The 22,294-nt window shown below is 63.5% G+C and carries 26 protein-coding genes; 10 read left to right on the top strand and 16 right to left on the bottom strand.

The genetic code is table 11. From position 1 onward, the window contains the following. Positions 1–88 precede the first annotated feature (88 nt). From A9K65_RS14980 to A9K65_RS14970, 3 genes are read left to right on the top strand one after another with little or no spacing between them, the layout of a single operon-like run. Positions 89–760 carry an amino acid ABC transporter permease gene (locus tag A9K65_RS14980; RefSeq protein WP_013530557.1) on the top strand — a complete coding sequence of 224 codons (672 nt, stop codon included), beginning with the start codon at positions 89–91 and terminating at the stop codon, positions 758–760. Next, the gene (locus A9K65_RS14975) at positions 757–1,431 is read left to right on the top strand and encodes an amino acid ABC transporter permease (protein WP_064994008.1); all 675 of its coding nucleotides are present in this window, start codon (positions 757–759) and stop codon (positions 1,429–1,431) included. The genes A9K65_RS14980 and A9K65_RS14975 overlap by 4 nt, the downstream gene beginning before the upstream one ends. Before the next feature lie 56 nt (positions 1,432–1,487). After that, positions 1,488–2,216, top strand: a complete 729-nt coding sequence (locus A9K65_RS14970; RefSeq protein ID WP_031213610.1) for an amino acid ABC transporter ATP-binding protein — start codon at positions 1,488–1,490, stop codon at positions 2,214–2,216. Positions 2,217–2,226: 10 nt separating this feature from the next. On the opposite strand, the gene arsK is transcribed toward A9K65_RS14970, so the two are convergent. From arsK to A9K65_RS14915, 11 genes are all read right to left on the bottom strand, one after another. Then, on the bottom strand, positions 2,227–3,471 hold the full coding sequence (gene arsK / locus A9K65_RS14965) for an arsenite efflux MFS transporter ArsK (RefSeq protein WP_024501779.1): 1,245 nt from the start codon (positions 3,469–3,471) through the stop codon (positions 2,227–2,229). Then, the gene (locus A9K65_RS14960) at positions 3,464–4,891 is read right to left on the bottom strand and encodes an NAD(P)-binding domain-containing protein (RefSeq protein ID WP_064994009.1); all 1,428 of its coding nucleotides are present in this window, start codon (positions 4,889–4,891) and stop codon (positions 3,464–3,466) included. The genes arsK and A9K65_RS14960 overlap by 8 nt, the downstream gene beginning before the upstream one ends. A 44-nt stretch (positions 4,892–4,935) precedes the next feature. After that, positions 4,936–5,256 carry a metalloregulator ArsR/SmtB family transcription factor gene (locus tag A9K65_RS14955; RefSeq protein ID WP_064994010.1) on the bottom strand — a complete coding sequence of 107 codons (321 nt, stop codon included), beginning with the start codon at positions 5,254–5,256 and terminating at the stop codon, positions 4,936–4,938. A gap of 63 nt (positions 5,257–5,319) precedes the next feature. Further along, complete coding sequence (gene arsC / locus A9K65_RS14950) at positions 5,320–5,742, bottom strand: arsenate reductase (glutaredoxin) (protein ID WP_064994011.1); 423 nt, start codon at positions 5,740–5,742, stop codon at positions 5,320–5,322. Continuing rightward, entirely contained in the window at positions 5,739–6,803 is a 1,065-nt protein-coding gene (gene arsB, locus A9K65_RS14945; protein ID WP_198327637.1) for an ACR3 family arsenite efflux transporter, read from the bottom strand. The genes arsC and arsB overlap by 4 nt, the downstream gene beginning before the upstream one ends. A 92-nt stretch (positions 6,804–6,895) precedes the next feature. Beyond that, the gene (locus A9K65_RS14940) at positions 6,896–7,228 is read right to left on the bottom strand and encodes a metalloregulator ArsR/SmtB family transcription factor (protein WP_013530549.1); all 333 of its coding nucleotides are present in this window, start codon (positions 7,226–7,228) and stop codon (positions 6,896–6,898) included. 72 nt (positions 7,229–7,300) lie between these two features. Beyond that, a complete protein-coding gene (locus A9K65_RS14935; protein WP_064994013.1) occupies positions 7,301–7,999 on the bottom strand; it encodes an RES family NAD+ phosphorylase in 699 nt (232 codons plus the stop codon). Further along, positions 7,993–8,415: an MbcA/ParS/Xre antitoxin family protein gene (locus A9K65_RS14930; RefSeq protein WP_064994014.1), complete on the bottom strand. Its 423-nt coding sequence runs from the start codon at positions 8,413–8,415 to the stop codon at positions 7,993–7,995. The genes A9K65_RS14935 and A9K65_RS14930 overlap by 7 nt, the downstream gene beginning before the upstream one ends. A gap of 144 nt (positions 8,416–8,559) precedes the next feature. Continuing rightward, entirely contained in the window at positions 8,560–9,993 is a 1,434-nt protein-coding gene (locus tag A9K65_RS14925) for an aldehyde dehydrogenase family protein (protein ID WP_064994081.1), read from the bottom strand. Positions 9,994–10,153: 160 nt separating this feature from the next. Further along, positions 10,154–10,537, bottom strand: a complete 384-nt coding sequence (locus tag A9K65_RS14920) for an ACT domain-containing protein (RefSeq protein WP_064994015.1) — start codon at positions 10,535–10,537, stop codon at positions 10,154–10,156. 15 nt (positions 10,538–10,552) lie between these two features. Then, a complete protein-coding gene (locus A9K65_RS14915; RefSeq protein WP_024501788.1) occupies positions 10,553–11,032 on the bottom strand; it encodes a GNAT family N-acetyltransferase in 480 nt (159 codons plus the stop codon). 317 nt (positions 11,033–11,349) lie between these two features. On the opposite strand from A9K65_RS14915, the gene A9K65_RS14910 reads away from it, so the two are divergent. Beyond that, a complete protein-coding gene (locus A9K65_RS14910; protein WP_064994082.1) occupies positions 11,350–11,940 on the top strand; it encodes a cation diffusion facilitator family transporter in 591 nt (196 codons plus the stop codon). 97 nt (positions 11,941–12,037) lie between these two features. Here the strand turns inward: A9K65_RS14910 and A9K65_RS14905 are convergent, their stop codons facing one another. Together A9K65_RS14905 and A9K65_RS14900 are read right to left on the bottom strand one after the other, a co-directional pair. Then, positions 12,038–12,226, bottom strand: coding sequence for a hypothetical protein (locus tag A9K65_RS14905; RefSeq protein WP_064994016.1), 189 nt, complete (start codon positions 12,224–12,226; stop codon positions 12,038–12,040). A 109-nt stretch (positions 12,227–12,335) separates the two neighbouring features. Beyond that, entirely contained in the window at positions 12,336–12,731 is a 396-nt protein-coding gene (locus tag A9K65_RS14900) for a cupin domain-containing protein (protein WP_064994017.1), read from the bottom strand. A 151-nt stretch (positions 12,732–12,882) separates the two neighbouring features. Here A9K65_RS14900 and A9K65_RS14895 point away from each other — a divergent pair, with 151 nt between their 5' ends. From A9K65_RS14895 to A9K65_RS14870, 6 genes are all read left to right on the top strand, one after another. Further along, a complete protein-coding gene (locus A9K65_RS14895; RefSeq protein WP_064994018.1) occupies positions 12,883–13,782 on the top strand; it encodes a LysR family transcriptional regulator in 900 nt (299 codons plus the stop codon). Between the two features lie 121 nt (positions 13,783–13,903). Next, a complete protein-coding gene (locus A9K65_RS14890; RefSeq protein ID WP_064994019.1) occupies positions 13,904–15,349 on the top strand; it encodes a PAS domain S-box protein in 1,446 nt (481 codons plus the stop codon). A 109-nt stretch (positions 15,350–15,458) separates the two neighbouring features. Continuing rightward, positions 15,459–15,836, top strand: coding sequence for an ester cyclase (locus tag A9K65_RS14885; RefSeq protein WP_024501791.1), 378 nt, complete (start codon positions 15,459–15,461; stop codon positions 15,834–15,836). 139 nt (positions 15,837–15,975) lie between these two features. After that, positions 15,976–17,031 carry a YeiH family protein gene (locus A9K65_RS14880; protein WP_064994020.1) on the top strand — a complete coding sequence of 352 codons (1,056 nt, stop codon included), beginning with the start codon at positions 15,976–15,978 and terminating at the stop codon, positions 17,029–17,031. Positions 17,032–17,130: 99 nt separating this feature from the next. Next, positions 17,131–18,210, top strand: coding sequence for an AraC family transcriptional regulator (locus A9K65_RS14875; protein ID WP_064994021.1), 1,080 nt, complete (start codon positions 17,131–17,133; stop codon positions 18,208–18,210). Positions 18,211–18,385: 175 nt separating this feature from the next. Further along, positions 18,386–19,435, top strand: a complete 1,050-nt coding sequence (locus tag A9K65_RS14870) for a dienelactone hydrolase (RefSeq protein WP_063168666.1) — start codon at positions 18,386–18,388, stop codon at positions 19,433–19,435. Between the two features lie 8 nt (positions 19,436–19,443). Here the strand turns inward: A9K65_RS14870 and A9K65_RS14865 are convergent, their stop codons facing one another. From A9K65_RS14865 to A9K65_RS14855, 3 genes are all read right to left on the bottom strand, one after another. Further along, the gene (locus tag A9K65_RS14865; protein ID WP_013530535.1) at positions 19,444–19,941 is read right to left on the bottom strand and encodes a GAF domain-containing protein; all 498 of its coding nucleotides are present in this window, start codon (positions 19,939–19,941) and stop codon (positions 19,444–19,446) included. A 249-nt stretch (positions 19,942–20,190) separates the two neighbouring features. Next, positions 20,191–21,822, bottom strand: a complete 1,632-nt coding sequence (gene groL / locus A9K65_RS14860) for a chaperonin GroEL (protein WP_086081317.1) — start codon at positions 21,820–21,822, stop codon at positions 20,191–20,193. A 33-nt stretch (positions 21,823–21,855) separates the two neighbouring features. After that, on the bottom strand, positions 21,856–22,212 hold the full coding sequence (locus A9K65_RS14855; protein ID WP_084015453.1) for a co-chaperone GroES: 357 nt from the start codon (positions 22,210–22,212) through the stop codon (positions 21,856–21,858). Positions 22,213–22,294: the final 82 nt, after the last annotated feature.

Raw genomic sequence — 22,294 nt, 5'->3', positions numbered from 1 at the left:
CGGTTTCGCGCGCATCTTAAACGCCGCGAAGCCGCCCGGAATTTCGTTTCATCTGTCGTTTCCTGCGCTCTGGGGATTTCACCCAACGATGCTCGAAAATTTCAGTTTCCGCACCATCGTCGAATACCTGCCGTTGTTCGGACAGGGCCTGGTCACGACCGTTTGGCTGTCGGCGCTGTCCTTTGTCGGCGCGCTCATCGTCGGCATCGTGCTGTGCGCCATGAATCTGCAGCGCGGCTGGCTGTTTCGCGCCCCAGCCAAGGCCTATATCGATGCGGTGCGTGCCACGCCCTTGCTGGCGCAGCTCTATTTTCTTTATTTCGGCCTGCCCCGGCTCGGCTTCGTTCTGCCGGAACTCGTCGTCGGCATCCTCGCGTTGTCGCTGAACAGCGGCGCCTATATCGCTGAAATCATTCGCGCCGGCATCCTGTCGATCCCGCGCGGCCAGGTCGAGGCCAGCGTCGCTTCGGGCATGACCTATGTCCAGCGCATGCGCCTTGTCGTCCTGCCGCAAGCCTTCAAGGTGACGATCCCGCCGCTGCTCGGCCAAGCGATCGTGCTGGTCAAGGATTCCGCCCTTTTGTCGCTGATCTCGGTTTCGGAACTGACGCGCGCCGGTCAATTGCTCGCCTCCGACCGCTTCATGCCGGCGGAAGGTTTCCTCACCATCGCCGCCTTCTATCTGCTGCTCTATTACGGCCTGAAAGGACTGGCTGGGCTCTCCAGCCGCTGGCTCGGCACAGCGGGGGCGCGGACATGATCTGGCAACAACTGCAAAGCCTCGCCGGCTCCTATCCACTGGCCCTGCGCGGCCTCGGCATGACCGTGTTGCTGTCGCTGATCAGCCTGGTGCTCGGCACCATGCTCGGCTTCGGCCTCGGCATCTTGCGCACCGGCGGCAACCGGCTGATCTCGGGCTTGATCGGCGCCTGGGTCGACCTGATCCGCGGCACGCCGTTCCTGGTGCAGATCTTCCTGATCTTCTTCATCCTGCCGGAGTTCGGCATCGAGCTCGACGCCTTCACCGCCGGCATCATCGCGCTGACCAATCTGGCTGCCTGCTTCATCTGCGAGATCGTCGTCGCCGGCATCCGCTCGGTGCCGACAGGCCAGGTCGAGGCGGCACTGGCGTCCGGCCTGTCGCGCTGGCAGCGCATGCGCCAGGTGGTGCTGCCGCAGGCGATGCGCATCGTGCTGCCGCCATTGGTCGGGCAATATGTGCTGCTGATCAAGGATTCTTCTGTCGTCTCGGCCATCGGATTAACCGACCTCACTCGCGTCGGCTGGCTGGTGGTGCAGCGTGTGCCCAACGGCCTGCTGGTGTTCTTCCTCGTCGGCGTCGGCTATTTCATCGTCTGCTATCCGCTGATCATGCTGGCCCGCCGGCTGGAGCAGCGCATGGGCGCGGCGCATGGCGAGGTGCAGTTGTGACTTCCAACCCCAAAGGTCCAGAAAACATGACCAAAACGGGCCTTGCCAAAACCGGCATGATCGACTTTCGCGGCGTCAACAAATGGTTCGGCTCGCTCAACGTGCTCAAGGACATCACGCTCAGCGTCGAACCGCGCGAAGTGGTCGTCGTCTGCGGCCCGAGCGGCTCGGGCAAAAGCACTCTGATCCGCTGCGTCAACGGCCTGGAGGCGATCAAGAACGGCGACCTCGTCGTCGACGGCCAGCGCCTGGGCGACCCCGCCACCAACATGACCCAGCTGCGCACCGAGATCGGCTTCGTCTTCCAGTCGTTCAACCTCTACCCGCATAAGACGGCACTCGAAAACGTCACGCTCGCCCCCATCCATGTCCGCAAGATCCCGCGTGCCGAAGCCGAAAAGGCCGGCCGCGAATTGCTGGCCAAGGTAGGCCTCGCCGACAAGGTCAATGCCTATCCAGCACAGCTCTCCGGCGGCCAGCAGCAGCGCGTGGCGATCGCGCGTTGCCTCGGCATGCGGCCCAAAATCATGCTGTTCGACGAGCCGACCTCGGCGCTCGATCCCGAGATGATTTCCGAAGTGCTCGACGTCATGGTCGCGGTCGCCGAGGAAGGCATGACCATGATGGTGGTGACGCACGAGATGGGCTTTGCCCGCAAGGTCGCCCAGCGCGTGGTGTTCATGGACGCCGGCGCCATCGTCGAAAGCGGCACGCCCGACGAGTTCTTCTCACACCCCAAGACCGACCGCAGCCGCGCTTTCCTGAGCAAGATTCTGCGGCACTGACGGCGGGCGGTCAGGTCGCCTCTTCCGCGCTGCCGCCAATCGCAAACGCCGCCGGGCCGCCGCGCCGCCTGAGCAGCGCGATGGCGAGGAAGGCGATGACCCCGCTCGCGGCGACGACTACCAGCACCCACAAGGAATTGGCGACGGATGTCCGCGCCATCATGAAGGCGAGCGCGAACGGCGCGAAGGCCGAAGTGAACTGGCGGGCAGCGCTCGCCCATCCCAGCCGCGCGCCATAGCCTTCGCGGCCGAAGAGTTCGAGCGGCAAGGTGCCGCCGACGATGCTGGTGAGGCCGGAGCCGAGGCCGAACAGGAACACGAACACGAAGGCGCCGGGCAGCCATGGCGTGGTCAGCAACAGCGCACACAGCCCGGCCGTGAGCAGTGACGCGGCAATGACGGCAAGGTGCGTCTGCTGCAGCCGCCCGCCAAACAGCATGTTGATCAACCGGCTGGCGACCTGCGCCGGCCCGAACAGGGTCGAGACGAACAGGCCTGCGGTGCCGAGCCCAAGGGCCGCCGTCAGCGGCACCATGTGGATGAGGATCGCCGACAGCACGAAACCCTCGGTGGCGAACCCCGCCAGCATCAGCAGGAATGCGGCCCGGCCGCGCCGCGCATCGAGCGGCATTCCCGCTTCATCGGGAGCGGAACCGCGCTCATGCGGCGTGACCGTTGCGTGGCGACGCGACAGGCGCATCAGCCAGGCGTGGATCGGCAGGCATAGGCCGAGATTGAGAGCGGCGAACAAAAGGTAGACCTCGCGCCATGTGAGATGCGCATGCAGCGCCGAGGTCAGCGGCCAGAACAGGGTAGAGGCAAACCCGGCGATCAGCGTCAGATGGGTGATGCTGCGTTGCGGCCGGGGAACCCCGACCTGCACGATCGCCACGAAGGCAGCGCTGTAGAGGACGAAGCTGGAGGCCAGTTCCATCGCCAGCAATCCCAGAACGAAGCTCACGCGGCCGGGTGCGACGGCGCACAGCGCCAGCGCCACAGCCGCCGCGACCGAGCCGACGGTCATGATGCGGCCGGCGCCGAAGCGGTCGGCCCACCGCCCGGCAGTCGGCGCGAACAGGCTGCCGGCAAACAGCGAGGCCGACAGGGCTGCGAATACCCAGCCTTCCGTGAGCCCGAACTCGCGTGCCATTGCCGGCGCCAGGATCGAGAAGCTGTAATAGAGCGTGCCGTAGCCGATGATCTGGGTCAGCCCAAGCGCCCAGATTGCCTTGCGCAGGACGGATCGTTCAGGCATCGACGCCGGCCGCCATATTCTCTCGCGTCTCGGTGGCCGGCGCGGTTGCGCAGCCGCAACCCGACGCGCCCGTTGCCTTGGCGGCCGCATCCCTGACGCAGCAGGCATCGACAGCGGCGGGAGCAGGCCCGCCACAGCAGCCGGCGCTTTCCGATACCGTCGCGACACCGACGGCACTGCACACGCCGGTCTCCGGCAGCACCAGCCGCACCTCGCGGGCCGCGGCATGGTCTCCGGCAATATCGGCCACCACCGAGCGGACCTGCTCGTAGCCGGTCGCCATCAGGAAAGTCGGGGCACGGCCGTAGGATTTCGAGCCGACGATGGTGAAACCGGGTTCGGGATGCGCGAGTTCCGCAATGCCATGCGCGGGAACCGTGCCGCATGAGTGGAAGTTCGGATCGATCAGCGGCGCCAGTGCCGGCGGCGCTTCGACGACGGGATCGAGCGCGATGCGGATTTCGCCGAGGAACGACAGGTCTGGCCTGAAGCCGGTGGTGACGACGATGCGGTCCACGGCCAGGCTGAACGGCTTGCCGGCGAGGTGGGCGTCGACGGCAAGCTTCTCGCCTTGCGTCTCGATGCGGTCGACGGCGAAGCCCGTCAGCATGTTCAGCCTGCCGTCCGCCATCGCCTGCCTAGCGGCCAGCCCGAGCGCGCCGCGTTCCGGCAACTGGTCGTTCAGCCCGCCGCCGAGCAATCTCTCGATGCTGGCGTGCCGCAGCGCCCAGAAGATCTCGGTGCCAGGCGCGCCATCCTGCAGTTCCATCAGCGCCAGGGCGACGTTGATGGCCGAGTGCCCGCCGCCGATGACCAGGACGCGCTTGCCCGCATAATCTTCTCTCGCCTTGCCGACCACGTCGGGAATGCCATAGGCGATGCGCGCCGACGCCGCGCCTTCGCCGGCAACCGGCAGCCCGTCGACGCCAATCGGATTTGGCCGCCACCATGTTCCGGACGCGTCGATGACGGCGCGGGCGAGAAAGCGGTGCTCGCCGCCGCCATCGCGATAGCGGATGACGAAGGGCGCATCCTTGCGGCCGTCATTGGCGACCTTGTCATGTCCCTGACGGGTGATCGCGGTGACTTCGGCGCCCAGCTTCAAATTGGCGGCGATCGCCGGAAGCCGGCCAAGCGGCGCCAGATAGTCGCGCACGATCTCGCCGCCGGTCGGTAGGCCCTGGCTGTCCGGCGCCGTCCAGCCGGAGCGGTCGAGCAGCGCCCGCCCCGCCGCGTCGATGTTGTATTCCCAAGGCGAGAACACCCGCACATGGCCCCATTCGAGCAGTGCGGCCCCAACACTTTCGCCGCGCTCCAGGATGAGTGGACGGATGCCGCGCTCGACCAGATGCGCCGCGGCGGCAAGGCCGACCGGGCCGGCGCCAATTACCGCGACGGGAAGATCTGTCATCATGTCCATAGGTTCGATCCTTCCGGTATCTTCGAATTATACGCGCAGAAAAATCAGGCCAGTGCTTTGCCGACGGCGGGCGCGCAGGCAGCATCCGCGCAGCACTCGTCGGCGAGATAGCCGATCAGCGCATTCATGCCGGGATAGTTGGCGCGGCAGATCAGCGTCGTCGCTTGCCGTTCCTGCGTGACAAGCCCGGTATCGACCAGCCGTTTGAGGTGATGCGACAGCGTGGAGGACGGAATGTCGAGCCTGCCCTGGACGCTGCCGACGGCAAGCCCGTCATCACCGGCCCGCACCAGGATGCGATAGAGCTGAAGCCGCGTCGGATTGCCGAGCGCTTCAAGCTGCGCGGCTGCTTTTTCGAGTTTCATAGAAATAAGCTACGCGGCACTTTTCGCGCCGTCAACCCAATTTCGAAAATTATGGAAATAGCATCAGCCGGCGCGCTTGCCCGAGGCGTAAATGACCACCTCACCATCCTCCTTGGTGAACGCGCCGATCTCCGGGTTGGGCAGGATGTCCAGCACCTTTTCCGACGGCCGCGCCAGCACGACGCCGAGCGGACTGACGACGATCGGCCGGTTGATCAGGATCGGATGTGCCAGCATGAAATCGAGGATCTGCTGGTCGGACCATTTCGGGTCGGCAAGGCCGAGTTCGGCATAGGGTGTGCCCTTCTCGCGCAGCAGGGCGCGCGGTGTAATGCCCATCGCCGCGATCAGTTCGACCAACCTTTCGCGCGATGGCGGCGTCTTCAGATATTCGATCACCTCCGGCTCCTCGCCCGACTGGCGGATCATGGCCAACGTGTTGCGCGACGTGCCGCAATCGGGATTGTGGTAGATGGTGATGGTCATTTCGAGGTCCTCTCAGCCGACATGGTATTCCGGACGGCGCCGCCCATCTCGTACCAGCCCTTGCTGCGGTTCACGATCCACACCACCGACAGCATGACCGGAACCTCGATGAGCACCCCGACCACGGTGGCAAGGGCCGCGCCAGAATTCAGCCCGAACAGCGCGATCGCGGCGGCCACCGCCAGCTCGAAGAAGTTCGACGCGCCGATCAGCGCCGATGGTCCAGCCACGCAGTGTCGTTCGCCGCTGAGGCGGTTGAGCAGATAGGCAAGACCGGAATTGAAATAGACCTGGATCAGGATCGGCACCGCCAGCAGCACGATCACCAATGGCTGCGCGATGATCTGCTCGCCCTGAAAGCCGAACAGCAGCACCAACGTCGCCAGCAAGGCAACCAGCGACAGGGGCTGCAGCGTGGCAAGCAGGGCCTCAAGCCCGGCCTGTCCCCTCGCTGCCAGCAGCCGGCCACGAACCAACTGCGCGACGATCACCGGCGCGACGATGTAGAGTGCGACCGACAGCATCAGCGCGCCCCATGGCACGGTGATCGCCGACAGGCCGAGCAGCAGGCCGACGATTGGCGCGAAAGCAACGATCATGATAGCGTCGTTGAGCGCTACCTGCGACAGCGTGAAATTCGGCTCGCCGCGCGTCAGGTTCGACCAGACGAAAACCATCGCCGTGCAGGGCGCCGCGGCAAGGATGATCAGCCCGGCAATGTAGGAATCGATCTGCACGGCGGGCAGCCACGGCCGGAACAACCAGCCGATGAAGAGCCAGCCCAGCAGCGCCATCGAGAACGGCTTCACCGCCCAGTTGATGAACAGCGTCACGCCGATGCCGCGCCAATAAGTGCCGACCTTGGCCAGCGAGGCGAAATCGACGCGCAAGAGCATCGGCACGATCATCAGCCAGATCAGCACCGCGATGGGAATGTTGACCCTAGCGATCTCGGCCGACGCGATGGCGCCGAACACGCCCGGCAGCAGATGGCCAAGCGCGATGCCCGCGACGATGCACAGTGCCACCCACACCGTCAGATATTTCTCGACGAAGCCGATGTCGGGCCGCACCGCCTCAGCTGCGTTCAGAGCATGATCGGTCATGATGGCTTCCTTGTTCGAACGGCGCGCGGCGGACAGTCACAAGCCCCTCAGCAGTCACAGGTCACGGCATTGATGACCGGGCGGCAGAGCTCCGGCGCGCCATTGCAGCAATCTTCCATCAGATAGGCCAGCAGGTCGCGCAAGCCGGTCATGTCGGCGACATAGCGCACGGTCCTTCCGTCGCGTTCGGGACGGATCAGCCCGGCATGGGCGAGCACCTTCAGATGCGCCGACATGGTGTTCTGGACCGTGTCCAGCCTCGTTGCGATCTCGCCGGCTGGAATGCCTTCCGGGCCGGCACGCACGAGCAGCCGGAAGACATCCAGCCGCGTCTCCTGGCCAAGTGCGGCCAGCGCGTTCAAAGTACCCTTCCTATTCATATATCCGAATCCTTGGATTTATGAATTCGTGAATACCGACTCCCCCACGATCTGTAAAGGGTCCGCCCACCATCACGTGACGGCCAGCACCTTTCCCGTATCGTGCTGGCGCACGAAGTCGACGCGGGCGCCGTCCCAGTGGTAGCTGTAGTGGCGGCCCTGCACTGGAATGGCAATGACATCGGGCCAGAAGATGCCGATGCAGCCGCCGCCCGGCATGCGCACGCTGTTCCACACCAGCCCGTCGCTGCCGGCTGCCCGCAGCGCCCGCCCTTCCGCCTGCGAGGCGGAATAGTCGTCCGGGTCGAGCACGCCGGGCACGGCGTTGACGTCATCGAGGTCGCGGTCGACGTTGCCGATCAGCACGCGGAAATCCGCCGTCCAGCCTGGCCCCTCGTTGGTGGCGCCCATGAATTTCTGATGGTGGTGGATGGTCTCGGCCAGCGCCACCTCCTCGCTGTCGCCGGCATAATAGATCCCGTAGCTGCCATCCGAGAAGCGGCCTGGTCTGAGCGTCGAGCAATGCACGAAGGGCGCCATCACGAAGCTGGCGCCGGGGCCGGAAACCCGCCTTGCGGCCGAAACCTTGCCGAGATCGCCAATCTCGAACCTTATGCGTGGGTTTGTCTTCGCCTCGACGGCGGCAAGCGCCTCCCAGTCGCGCGGGTCGGCAATGTCTTCGAACAGGTCGATCGGTGGGTGGATGGAACGGATGATGCGGAAGGTCTGGTGCCAGTCGACGCGGCGACGGACCGCAAGCCCACTCACCATGCACCACGCTCCGCATCGAGCCATTCGCGCATCGCCGAGAGATCGGAGATTTCGCCGCGCAGCATCAGGTCGAGCGCCGACTGGCCGCCAAAGGTGACATTGGGCTTGCGGATCCAGGCATAGCCGCGCGCCGGTTCCGTGAAGAGGTAACGCAGACCCTTGTGTATGCCCATCAGATGCGCCATGCGGGTGCGCAGGTCGCGGTCGATCCTGCCGATGCCACCTTCCTTCGCCCCAGTCTTCCAGCGTGCCCAGGTGCGCGCCGACATACCGCCAAGCAGGATGCAGGCCTCCAGGTCGGTGAGGTTCCAGGCCTTGAACAGATTTACCGTGGTGCGCGCCAGCGCGCCCGCTTCTTCATCCGAGATAGCGGCTCCGAACGTGGCCGGCGTGGTGACGATGGATTGAAGCTGCATTGCGTTCACCTTGCTGATTGGCAGATATATAGCATGTATTTGCCAATTGGCAAGAATGCGGAGATGGCAAGGCTTGGCTGCAAAATGAAAAGGCGCGGCCCACACCGCAGGCCGCGCCCTTTATTGCATCACACTGTACGGTGCCTACTCAGCCGCTTCATATCCCGCGATGCCCTTGATCTCGAGGAAATCCTCAAGTCCGTATTCGGCATATTCGCGGCCATTGCCCGACTGCTTGTAGCCGCCGAACGGCAGGCCGGCGTCCCACTGGGGATAGTTGATGTAGACATTGCCGGTGCGCATGCGCGCCGCGACTTCGCGCGCCTTCTTCATGTCCTTGGCCTGGATGTAGGAGGCGAGGCCATAGACGGTGTTGTTGGCGGTCTCGACCACCTCGTCGACGCTGTCATAGGGCATGATCGCCAGTACCGGCCCAAAGATCTCCTCGCGCGCGATGCGCATGTCGTGGGTAACGTCGGCGAACACTGTCGGCCTGACATAGTAGCCGCGGTTGAGTTCGGCCGGACGGCCGGGGCCGCCGGCGACCAACGTCGCACCCTCGTCGATGCCGGCCTGGATCAGGTCCTGGATCTTGTCGAACTGAACCTGGCTGACGACCGGGCCGAGCTTGGTGCCGGCAGCATCGGCCGGACCGACGGTGAATTTTTCCGCCGCAACCTTGGCATAGCCGGCCGCCTCGTCATGGCGCTCGCGCGGCACGAACATGCGCGTTGGCGCGTTGCAGGACTGGCCGCTGTTGCTGAAGCAACCGGCCACGCCCTTGCTGACCGCGCTTGCGAGGTCGACGTCGGGGAACAGAATGTTGGCCGACTTGCCACCAAGCTCCTGATGCACGCGCTTGACCGTGTCGGCGGCGGCCTTGGCCACCAGGATGCCGGCGCGGGTCGAACCGGTGAACGACATCATGTCGATGTCAGGATGGCTGGACAACGCCTGGCCGACGCCCGGTCCGTCGCCATTGACGAGGTTGAAGACGCCCTTCGGCACGCCGGCCTCGTCGAGGATCTCGGCGAAGATGATGGCGTCGAGCGGCGCGATCTCGGATGGCTTGAGCACCATGGTGCAGCCGGCGGCGAGCGCCGGACCCACCTTGCAGGTGATCTGGTTGAGCGGCCAGTTCCACGGCGTGATCAGCCCGACGACACCGATCGGCTCCTTGACCACGAGATGATTGCCCTTCACGTGGCGGAATTCGAAAGCCTTCAGTGTCTCGGCCATTTTGGTCAGATGCGCCAGCCCAATGCCGACCTGGCTGTCCAACGCCATCTGGCGCGGCGCGCCCATCTCGCGCGACACGGCAACCGCAAGATCGCCACTGCGCTTCTTGTAAACCGTGATGATGCGGTTCAACAGGTCGAGCCGCTCGCCGACCTCGGTGAAACCAAAGCTGTTGAAGGCGCGCTTGGCGGCAGCCACCGCCTTGTCGACATCGGCCTTTGAGCCGAGCGAAATCTGCGCAAAAGCGTCCTCATTCGAGGGATCGATGACGTCCAATGTGTTGGGCACAACAGGATCGACCCACGCGCCATCGATGTAGAACTGCAGATTGTGTGACATCGTTTTCTCCATGGCCGCATGGCCGCGCCGGGCCGTCATATCTGGCTGGAGATAACGATGCACAAACGCCGCTGTCAAACGCAACCCCCGAAGTGGTTGAGCCAGTGCGGCAGTGATTGAGCCAGAGCGGTTGGACAGCAACCGGCTTGGTGAGGATGGACTACAGCAAGGTATGCCCGGCCTCGACCAGAAACCGCCTCGCCGCGGCCTGATCCGTGGCTTTCACCAGGAGATGGTCGCCATCGAAAGTGGACACCACGAAGATGCCCAACCCGTTTTCCGACAACGGTCTGATGACCGACAGCACGATACCGGTTTCGTCGAAGGCGAACGGGCCCAGGAGCTTGAAGGCCACCCAGTCGATATCCTGCTTGATGGCATGCGGCACGCGGTCCTGCAGGCAAACGATCGAAAGCTCGTCGTCGGTCCTTGTGATGCTGACGAAGCCTGGTCCGTCCGCCCAACCGGGAATGGTTTCGCCCGCCGCCAGCCGGGAAACCGCGTAAGACCCCGGGAGTTGCTTAAGCCTGACCTTGGCAGCCATTATCGAAATCCTTCCTCAGATCGCCGGTGATCCCGCTAGCCTCTTGCTCATATAGACCGTCATGCCGCCCATGAACGGCTCGTCCCGATCCACTATGTAGCCCTGCCTCTTGTAGAGCGATACGTTCGCCTCGAACGCGCCATTGGTCAGCAGGCGAAGCTCGTCGCGGCCCGACTCGATCGCCTTGCGCTCGGCCCACTCCAGCAACAGCCGGCCAATCCCCCTGCCCTGCGCATCCGGTGCGACACAGACATTCTCGATCCACAGGTGATCCTCGGCCAGCATGGTTTCAATCATTCCCACGATCCGATCATCCTCGACGGCGAGATCGAACGGATGCTCGGCAACAGCCTTCTCGTAGTCGGCGCGCATCGGCAGAGGCTCGCGGCCGATCACCGCTACCCATTTGGCATAGGCGGCGCGCACGATATCCCGGATCGCGGCGGCGTCAGCGGGCGCGGCCGGCCGAAGCCGGATGGAAGAATTGTTTGTCATCAAACTGCTCCAGACATGAAAAATCCCGCCGGCGGTTTCGCGGGCGGGGCTGGAAACGAAAGAACCGGGTCTATCTTGCCGGTCTTTGTCGTCGCGCAGTCAGCTTGCCGCTCCGCACTGTGCAGGGGCGACGTCGCTTGGTGTTGGCAGGCGCGAAAACGAACATGGCGCCAAGTTGGAACAAGGAAGCGCAGCGATGTCAAGGCGACCGCTCGATCGACAGTGTCTCGCATGGCGACAAGGTTCTGGTCCTCGCGCCGCAGGGCATAGAATCGCTATATGCTTTGTGCCAACGGCAGCTAATCGATGGGCGAACTATGACCGGGACGCTGAACAAAGCGGTGCGGATGGTGGCCATCCTGAACCTGGCCTATTTCGGGATCGAATTTGCCGTAGCCGTTTGGATCGGATCGGTATCGCTGTTCGCGGACAGCATCGATTTTCTGGAGGACGCATCCGTCAATCTCCTGATCATGGTCGCGTTGGGCTGGACCGTCCGCAATCGAGCGCGGCTCGGAATGGCGCTGGCCGGGATACTTCTGATCCCCGCATTGGCGACCCTTTGGACAGCCTGGGAGAAATTCAACATTCCAATTCCGCCAGCTCCCGTTCCGCTAACGCTCACGGCGGCTGGCGCGATGCTCGTCAACCTGTCGTGCGCGCTCATGCTCGCTCGCTATCGCCATCACAGCGGCAGCCTCACCCGCGCCGCCTTCCTGTCGGCGCGCAACGACGTCCTGGCCAATGTGGCAATCATTGCCGCCGGCCTGGTCACGGCATTTGTGTGGAATTCGGCTTGGCCCGATATTGTCATTGGGCTGGCAATCGCCGTCATGAATGCGGATGCTGCCCGCGAGGTTTTCACGGCCGCAAGACGCGAGTTCGCAGAAGGCCAAATTTCAAACTGAAACGCTGCCGCCCGATCCGCGCACGATCCCCTCAACTCCTGCGCCGTCGGCCGGAACGGCTACCCGGTCGTCGAGTGCCCTCAGCCTGCGCCTGGCTCTAGCGATCGATCCTTGCTTCCTGTTGCGGAGAATAGCGCGCTCCCTGTACGGCGATCACCGAGACCGCGTCCTCGGTGTCGGCAAGATCGTTCGCCGTCAGCGCGACAGTGACCGATCCGATGTTCTCTTCGAGGCGATTGAGCTTGGTGGTGCCGGGATCGGAACGATCCAGGGCTGTATCTGCCAAGCGCGGGAGCGATATCGGAGAATGGGCTTTTCAGCCTTGGAACATCGGTCATGGTGGTCTCCTTCGTAGAGTTCGGGCGTTGAACTCGGCGCCACGCGCCGATACCTGGTCAAATCCCGTATTGTTCGTCGCTGACATGCTCCAACCAGTCGACGACCTTGCCGTCGAGCGCTTCGGCGATAGCGATGTGGCTCATCGCCGTGGTCGGCGCGGCGCCATGCCAATGCTTCTCTCCGGGCGCGAACCAGACGATGTCGCCGGGCTGGATCGATTCGATCGGGCCGCCCTCGCGCTGCGCCAGGCCGGCGCCCGACAGGACGATCAGCGTCTGGCCGAGCGGATGCGTGTGCCAGGCGGTGCGCGCGCCGGGCTCGAAAGTCACGGTGGCGCCGCCGACCCAGGCGGGCTCGCTGCCCTTGAACGGCGCGTCGATGCGCACCGCACCGGTGAAATAGTCGGCCGATCCCTTGGCCGAGGCCTGAGAGCCGTTTCGCGTGATGTCCATGGTTTTGTCCCTTCCTGGCAACAGCCATGACACGACCCGCCCGGCTTTAGAGACGGCCGGAGGTGCCCGGTGTGATAACGCCTATCTAGGGTCTGCGATTGGTGCCGATTAGGTGCTATATCCAGCATGATCTTATGAAGGGGGCTCATGAATGCCACGTGACAACCTGAACGAGCTAACCGCCTTCCTCGCTGTGGCGCGCGAGGAAAGCTTCACCAGGGCGGCGGCCAAGCTCGGGGTTTCCCAATCGGCGCTCAGCCACACGGTGCGGGCGCTGGAGGAGCGGCTGGGTGTACGGCTCCTGACCCGCACCACGCGCAGCGTGTCGCCCACCGAAGCCGGGGAGCGGCTGCTTCGCACCGTCGGGCCGCGGCTGGACGAGATCGAGACCGAGCTCATTGCCTTGAGCGCATTGCGGGAAAAACCCGCCGGCGCCATCCGCATCACCGCCGGTGAGCACGCCGCCGATGCGGTCCTGTGGCCGGCGATCGCCCCGCTGCTGCCCGACTATCCCGACATCAAGGTCGAGATCATCGTCGACTATGGACTGACCGACATCGTCGCCGAGCGCTTCGACGCCGGCGTGCGGCTGGGCGAACAGGTGGCGCGCGACATGATCGCGGTGCGCATCGGCCCCGACATGCGCATGGCGGTGGTCGGCTCGCCAGCCTATTTCGCTACCCGACCAAAGCCGCGCACGCCGCAGGACCTGACCACCCACAATTGCATCAATCTGCGGCTGCCCACCTATGGCGGGCTCTATGCCTGGGAGTTCGAGAAGGCCGGACGCGAGCTGAAGGTTCGGGTCGAAGGCCAGCTTGTGTTCAACACGGCCGCGCTGCGCATGAACGCGGTGCTCGCCGGCCTCGGCCTTGCCTATCTGCCTGAGGAGCAGGTGACGGCCCATCTGGCCAACGGCCGGCTGGTGCGTGTGCTCGCCGACTGGTGCGGGCCCTTCCCCGGCTACCATCTCTATTACCCCAGCCGCCGGCAAGCCACGCCGGCCTTCTCGCTGCTGGTCGAAGCGCTGCGCTACCGGGGCAAGGAGTAAGTCGGTGAGCAGCTTCCACCCGGCTTTGACTCGCCGCCGCCTGCGGTGACTATCCCCGGAAATGGTCGCGGAACCATTTCCGCGGCACCGCGTTCACTGCGGTTAACTGGAACTCCTATACGTGACGCAAGTGACGAAAACCTCGAGCTCGACCTTTGATCTGCCCCACCAAATCCTCGATAATCTTCCCGTAGCAATCTACACCACCGACACCGAAGGCAAGATCACCTATTTCAATCGGGCCGCGGCAGATTTCGCTGGGCGCGAACCCGAGCTCGGAAAAGACCAATGGTGTGTGACGCACAAGCTGTTCACGACCGACGGTGAAGTGTTGCCGCATGACCAATGCCCGATGGCTGTCGCGCTAAAGGAGAACCGGCCGGTCAGAAACCAGTCGGCTATCTCCCAACGGCCGGACGGCACGCGTGTGCCGTTCCTTCCCTATCCCACACCGCTTCATGACGAGCAGGGCAGACTGGTCGGCGCCGTCAATATGCTGTTCGATCTCACTGACCGCCATCATGCCGACGAGGCCAGGCATCATCTGTCAGCCATCGTGGAGTCTTCCTTCGATGCCATCGTCAGCAAGGATTTGAACGGGGTCATCAGGAGCTGGAACTCAGCCGCCCAACGTCTGTTCGGTTACACCGCCGACGAAGCAATCGGAAGGTCGGTAACTATGCTGATACCGGACGACCATTTGGACGAAGAGCCGCGCATACTGGAGCGCATCCGCAAAGGCGAGCAGGTCGAGACCTACGAAACCATCCGCCGCCGCAAGGACGGCAGCCTTGTGCCCGTATCCCTGACAATCTCGCCGGTGCGCAACGCCGTCGGGCAGATCGTCGGCGCCTCGAAGATCGCCCGCGACATATCAGTAGCCAAGGAGAACGAATATCGCATCCGCATGCTGATGCGCGAGGTCAACCACCGGGTGAAGAACCAGTATTCCGTCATCATCTCGATGATCCGGGAGACCAGCAAGCGGTCATCGACGCCGGCCCAGTTCGAACGTCAGGTGCGCGAGCGCATCATGGCGTTGTCGCTCTCCCATGACCTTCTGGTTTCCGGCGACTGGAAGGGCGCCACGATCTTCGAACTGCTGCTTGCGCAGGCCAAACCGTTCGGCAACGAGGAGCGGATCTCAATGTCGGGCCCTTCCCTGACGCTGAGCCCCAATGCCGTCCAGTACCTCGGTATAGCGTTTCATGAACTCGCGACCAATTCCGCTAAATACGGCGTCCTTTCGGCCGCAGAGGGAACGATAACGGTGCAATGGAAGGTAACCGGACTGGTCGGCCAGAAACAGTTCCAGCTGATCTGGAAAGAGAGAGATGGTCCTGAAGTACAGACGATCGGCCATGGTGGTTTCGGCAGCGTGGTGCTGCGGCGCGTCGCTCCAGCCGCGGTGAGCGGCACCGGTGTTCTCGAGCATGATAGCCACGGTGTCACCTGGACGCTGCAAGCACCGTTGACCCAACTTGAGGCTTCGGTTGACAGCGAGCACGTTGATCAGCGTGCATTGGACCAGGTGATGAGCGGACACGAATTCGGAATTGTTCCCTGAACTTGGGCACTGGCAACAGGACTACGGCCCGCTATGTGTTGCTTTTATTGTACGTCCTGGCCTTCAGCCCTGTCGCAATATGGCGGGCATCAGCACCGGAGCCATCGCCGTGACCGTGACCGACCTCTATCGAGGCTACATCGCCTGCCTCAACAATCAGGACTGGCAGAAGCTGCATCGTTTCGTTCATGACGAGGTGCACTACAATGGCGACCGCGTCGGACTGTCGGGTTACCAGGACATGCTGGAGCGCGATTTTCGGGAAATCCCAGACCTCTATTTCGATATCCAGTTGCTGATCGCCGAACCGCCGTTCCTAGCCAGCCGGCTTCAGTTCAACTGCACGCCGAAGGGAACCTTCTTCGGGCTCCCTATAAACGGCAGGAAGGTGTCCTTCAGCGAGAACGTCTTCTATGAATTCCTCGACGACCGGATCAGGAACGTCTGGTCGGTGATCGACAAGGCCGCGATCGAGGCGCAGCTTTAGTCAGGTCGCCCAGAAAGCGACGTCTGCGCGGCAGCGCCCGTGATCGTTCGTAAAAATCGATCATTCTAACGAAAATAATTCGTTGGAAAGATTGGTTTAGGAATGGCATTCTCCCGGCATACTCGCCTGGAGCATTGCATTGTCTTCCGTTTCCCACTTCGCGAACGATATTCCAAAAAACGCGTTTCCTGCCGATGTCGCGCAAGGGCGAAAATCCCTTAGCTGGAATGGCATCGTCCCCGGCATCGTGCTGGTCACGATGATCACTGCCGTCGCCTTCTCGGCGCGCAATGTTTCCGGCTTCGCGCTGTTCAGTCCAATGATCCTCGCCGTCGTCGCCGGCATGATCTACTCCAACGTGCTCGGCACGCCCGTGCACGCCAAAGCCGGTATCGCATTCTCGCAAAAGCGCCTGTTGCGCTTCGCCATCGTGCTGCTCGGCTTCCAGCTGACGCTCGGCCAGGTGGTCTCGATCGGCGCTGGCGGCGTCGGCATTGTCGCGGCGACGCTTGGCGCCACCTTCGTTTTCACCATCACGCTTGGCCGGCTGATCGGCGTCGACGCCAAGCTGGCGCAGTTGATCGCCGCCGGCACCTCGATCTGCGGCGCTTCGGCCATCGTCGCCACCAACATCGTCACCGATGCGCGCGACGAGGACGTCACCTACGCCGTCGCCTCGATCACCTTGTTCGGCACCGTCGCCATGCTCGGCTTCCCACTCATGGCGCCCATGCTCGGCCTCGACCAGCACGCTTTCGGCCTGTGGGCCGGCGCCTCGATCCACGAGGTGGCGCAAGTCATCGGCGCCGGCTTTCAGAACGGCACCCAGTCCGGCGAGATCGCCACCGTCGCCAAGCTGACCCGCGTCGCCATGCTGGCGCCGACGGTCGTCGCGCTCGGCCTGATGGCGCGCGGCAGGAGCAGCAGTGAGGTGGCGGCGCGGCCGCCCATGCCGTGGTTCGTCGCCGCCTTCGTCGCTGTCGTGGCGTTGAACAGCTTGGTCACGGTGCCCACCGAGGTGAAATCGGCAATGGCGCTCGCCACCACCATCATGCTGACCATGGGACTGGCCGCCATGGGCCTGCAGGCCGACATCTCTCAGTTGCGCTCGCGCGGCCTGCGCCCGCTGGCGCTCGCCTTCTCGGCCTTCCTGTTCATCGGCTGCTTCAGCCTGATGCTGGTGAAGTTCGCCTGAGCTTGATCGCCGGCACGCAGACGGCACAAGCGAGTTTGGGAATCAAATCACATCGGCTACGGTCTGCCGCGCATCAACACGCGAGCCCGCACCCGATCCATGCCGTTTGTTCCCTTACCCTTCGTCGTCGCCCTGTCGCTGTTCATCCTGCTTTGGGTCGTCGCCAGCCGCCAGGATGAGGCAGCACCGAACCTGCCGTTTCTCGCCCTGATCCTTGTTGCAGCGTTGCAATCGGTGCTCACCGGACTGCGCTGGGGCTATGGCATCAGCGAAGTCGGCTATATCGCCCCCGTATCCGCCGCGATCATGCCGTCTCTGCTCTACGCCGGCGTATCGAGCCTGGTTCGCACCAGCGACCGCCGGTGGCCGGCCCTGCTGGGGCTCCACGCGACACCCGCGGTCATCATCATCATGCTGATAATCTTTTGGCGCGAGGCGATCGACGTGGCGCTGACATCAATCGATTTCACCTACGCCGCCGCCATTCTCTGGCTGCTTCGCTCCGGCGCCGACGGGCTTCGCCTTGCGCCCTTCGACGGCGCGGTCCCGGTCTACAGGGCCATCCTTTTCGCGGCAGCTACGCTGTGCCTGTCGGGAGCCGTCGACATGCTGGTGTCCTTCGATCTGGCGTCGGGACATGGCGCTCGCGCGGCAACCGTGATCGGCATCGGCAATCTTTTCATGCTCGTCATTGTCGGCATGGCGGCGGCTGCGGCCAGCCAAAGCCATGTCCCGCTCAATGCCGCCGAGCCCGTCGAGACTCCGTCCCCACCCGACGCCGGCGAGAACGCCGATGCGATCGCCAGGGTCAACGAGTTGATGCAGGAGAAAAAACTATATCGCGACGCCAATCTCAACCTCAACCGGCTTGCCCGGCGCGCCGGAATTCCAGCACGGCAGATCTCAATGGCGATCAACCGGGCCACGGCCAGGAACGTCTCGCAATATGTCAACGGACACCGCATCACCGAGGCCTGCCGGCTGCTGAGCGAGACCGATCAGTCCGTGACGGAGATCATGTTTGCGGTCGGCTTCCAGACCAAGTCGAACTTCAACCGCGAATTCCGCCGCGTCACCGATATGACCCCGCTCGCCTGGCGGGACCGGAACGCGCCTGACGCGGCGCCCTCGCTTGCGAACCGGCGGGCGGCTGAAATCGGCAGCGCCGTTCCGCACTGAACGGTACTCAATCGCGATAAAGCACGTCCTTGATCGCGATCAAGGTCGCGGACTTCGCTCCGATCCGCTGACATTGGGTCGCTAACACTGCAATCGAACATGACCGCCAGCTTGCCCGGACGCTGTAGCCTCCGGCCTTGCCACCTATAGGGCGCGTTCGACAACGGAGATTTCAATGAAATTCTGGACTATGCTCTGCGCCGTCGCTGTTTCCACGGCGCTCATGCAACACCCCGCAGACGCCGGCGACAATGTCGGCGTTCGTCAGTTCCCTGCCCCATCCAAGGAGCGCGGCATCGATCTCGATGTGACGGTCTGGTATCCCGCGCAACCGGGCGGCGAGATGGTTATATCAGGCGACACCGCGCTTTTCGCCGGAACGGCCGCCATGCGCGATGCGCCTATCGCTGGCGGAAAATTCCCGCTTATCCTGCTTTCGCATGGCGCTGGCCTGGCGGGAACCCCACACGCCCTGAGCTGGATTGCAACGCCTCTGGCCAGGCAGGGATTCGTCGTCGCCGCTCCCACACACCCGGGAAATACGGGGAAAAACAGATCCGCCGCCGAGACGATGAAACTCTGGTTGCGGCCCGCCGATCTCACGGCTGCCCTGACCGCGACGGCGAAGGACGCTTTCTTCGCAGGGCACCTCGAACAAGGCAAAGTAGGCGTCCTCGGTCTTTCCATGGGCGGCAACACGGCGCTGGCGATAGCCGGTGCCCGCATCGATCCGAAATTGCTGGCGGCCTATTGCGATACGGACCTGCTCAATGCCTCGCTCTGCGACTGGGTCAGGCAAAGCGGCGTCGATCTTCACGCCATGGATTTGCAGGCCGCCGGTCGGGACAACCGGGATGAGCGCATTCATTTCGCCATGGCGATCGATCCTGCCCCATCCGATGTCTTCGATGTCAAAAGCTTTGCCGGTATCAAAATTCCGGTCGCTATCGTCAATCTTGGCCGACCAGGAAAGATTCCCGTGACCGCCGACGCATCCGAGATCGCAAAAGCAATTTCAAAGGCGAGCTATGCGACGATCGCGGATGCGAGCCACTACAGCATGTTCGGCGAATGTAAGCCCGGCGCTGCCGGCATCATTGCGGCCGAACAGATCGGCGACCCGGTTTGCGATGACGGTGGAGCACGATCGCGCGGTGATATTCACGCGCAACTGATCGACATGACGATTGCAGCTTTCAATCGCGCGCTGAAGACCGAGCCGTAGGACGCAGCTCAGTCCTCGAACGAACTCGCCGCGGCATAGATCGCCGCCAGCGTCTCGATGCCGGCCTGGTCGGCCTTGTCGAAGCGGCCGGGCAGCGGGCTGTCGAGATCGAGCACGCCGAAGACGCCTTCATCGTCCTCGAGCAGCACCACCAGTTCCGAGCGCGAATCGGCATCGCAGGCGATGTGGCCGGGAAAATCATGCACGTCCTTGATCAGCATCGAGGTGCCGAGTTCGACCGCCGTTCCGCACACGCCCTTGCCGACGGCGATGCGCACACAGGCCGGCTTGCCCTGGAACGGCCCGAGCACCATTTCCTCGTCCGACTGCAGGAAATAGAAACCGGCCCAGTTGAGGTCCGGCACCATCTGGAAGATGAGTGCTGCGGTGTTGGCGGCGTTGGCGATCGAATCGCGCTCACCCTCGAGCAGCGCCTTCAATTGGGTGGCGAGGTCGCGGTAGAACGTGGGCTTGTCTGAGGTGTCGATGGCCTTGGCCGCAAACATGAACGTGTCTCCGTGTCGGGGATGGCGGTTCGTCCGATCGCTTGCCAAAGTCCGGCGAGCTCCGCAACCAGACGGCCGCCTGGACAGTCTAGCGTGGATTGCGTCCCCTTCGAAAGCCGCAAGATCATGATTGCCTCCCGGCACTGAGCCGGGCGACTGCGTAACTTTGCGATGATCATCTTGAGAATCGTGGCGGCCCCGATCGGGGCCGCCATTCACATCTCCAACAGATCGGACAAGTCCTGGGTTTTAGTAGCCGCCCATGCCGCCACCGCCGCCACCCGCAGGTGCTGCATCCTTGGCCGGAATGTCGGTAATCATCGCTTCGGCGGTGATCAGAAGGGCTGCGATCGAACCGGCATCCTGGAGTGCGGTGCGCACCACTTTCGCCGGATCGACGATGCCTGCCTTGATCATGTCGACATAGACCTCGTTCTGGGCGTCAAAACCCTGATTGTGGTCCTTGCTGTCGGTGAGCTTGCCGACGACGATTGAGCCTTCGACGCCGGAATTCTCGGCGATCTGGCGGATCGGCGCTTCGAGCGCCCGCAGCACGATCGTGATGCCGGCCGTGACATCGGCATTGGCGCCGGTCAGGCCGCCAAGCGCCGAGCGGGCACGCAGCAGAGCCACGCCGCCGCCGGGCACGATGCCTTCCTCGACCGCCGCGCGGGTGGCGTTCAGCGCATCGTCGATGCGGTCCTTCTTTTCCTTGACTTCCGACTCGGTGACGCCGCCGACGCGGATGACGGCAACGCCGCCGGCGAGCTTGGCCAGCCGCTCCTGCAGCTTTTCCTTGTCGTAGTCTGACGTCGTCTCCTCGATCTGGCCCTTGATCTGAGCGACGCGCGCCTGGATGGTCGCCTTGGTGCCGGCACCGTCGATGATCGTGGTGGTGTCCTTCTCGATCAGCACGCGCTTGGCGCGGCCGAGCATCTCGATGGTGACGTTTTCAAGCTTGATGCCGAGATCTTCCGAGATCATCTGGCCTGATGTCAGCACGGCGATGTCTTCCAGCATCGCCTTGCGGCGATCGCCGAAGCCAGGCGCCTTGACGGCCGCGACCTTGAGGCCGCCGCGCAGCTTGTTGACGACCAGCGTCGCCAGAGCCTCGCCCTCGACGTCCTCGGAGATGATCAGCAGCGGCCTGCCGCTCTGCACCACCGCTTCGAGGATCGGCAGCATCGCCTGCAGATTGCCGAGCTTCTTCTCGTGGATGAGGATGTAGGGTTCTTCCAGCTCGACGCGCATCTTGTCGGCATTGGTGACGAAATAGGGCGAGAGATAGCCGCGGTCGAACTGCATGCCTTCGACGACGTCGAGTTCGGTCTCTGCGGTCTTGGCTTCCTCGACGGTGATGACGCCGTCATTGCCGACCTTGTCCATAGCCTTGGCGATCATCTCGCCGACGCTGGCATCGCCATTGGCGGCGATGGTGCCGACCTGCGCGATCTCGGCCGACGACTTGACCTTCTTGGCGCGCGCCTGGATTTCCTTGACCACGGCGGAAACCGCCTGGTCGATGCCGCGCTTCAAATCCATGGGATTCATGCCGGCGGCGACCAGCTTGGCGCCTTCGCGCAGGATCGAGGCGGCCAGCACCGTGGCGGTGGTGGTGCCGTCACCGGCGAGGTCGTTGGTCTTCGAGGCCACTTCGCGCACCATCTGGGCGCCCATGTTCTCGAACTTGTCGGCAAGCTCGATTTCCTTGGCGACGGTGACGCCGTCCTTGGTGATGCGCGGCGCGCCGTAGGCCTTGTCGATGATGACGTTGCGGCCCTTGGGGCCGAGCGTGACCTTCACCGCATTGGTGAGGATCTCGACGCCGCGCAGCATGCGGTCGCGCGCGTCGGTGGAGAATTTGATTTCCTTGGCAGACATGATTTTTATCCAGTTCGTTCGGAGAAAATGAGGTCAGGCAGCTTTCTTGACGGCCACGGTCTTGTCGGTTGCAGCGCCCTTGTCGATGATGCCAGTCTCGCTCTTGTCGATGACGCCCATGATATCGGCTTCCTTCATGATCAGAAGGTCCTCGCCGTCGATCTTGACCTCGGTGCCCGACCATTTGCCGAACAGGATGAAGTCGCCGGCCTTGACGTCGAGCGGAACAAGCGCGCCGTTTTCGTCGCGTGCGCCAGGGCCGACAGCGATGACTTCGCCCTCCTGCGGCTTTTCCTTGGCAGTGTCGGGGATGATGATCCCGCCCTTGGATTTGATATCGCCTTCGGCGCGACGAATGACGACGCGGTCGTGGAGTGGCCGAAATTTCATGGGAACTTTCTTTCTGGGGGCCGGCACAGGCGGCCACGCCCCTCCTCTATAGACGCGTTGGCACTCGATAGATAGGAGTGCC

The sequence above is a fragment of the Mesorhizobium sp. WSM1497 genome (genome assembly GCF_001672455.2).
Classification (GTDB): domain Bacteria; phylum Pseudomonadota; class Alphaproteobacteria; order Rhizobiales; family Rhizobiaceae; genus Mesorhizobium; species Mesorhizobium ciceri.
The sequence above is the reverse complement of the archived record's forward strand: the minus strand, read 5'-3'. Positions and strand labels throughout refer to the sequence as shown.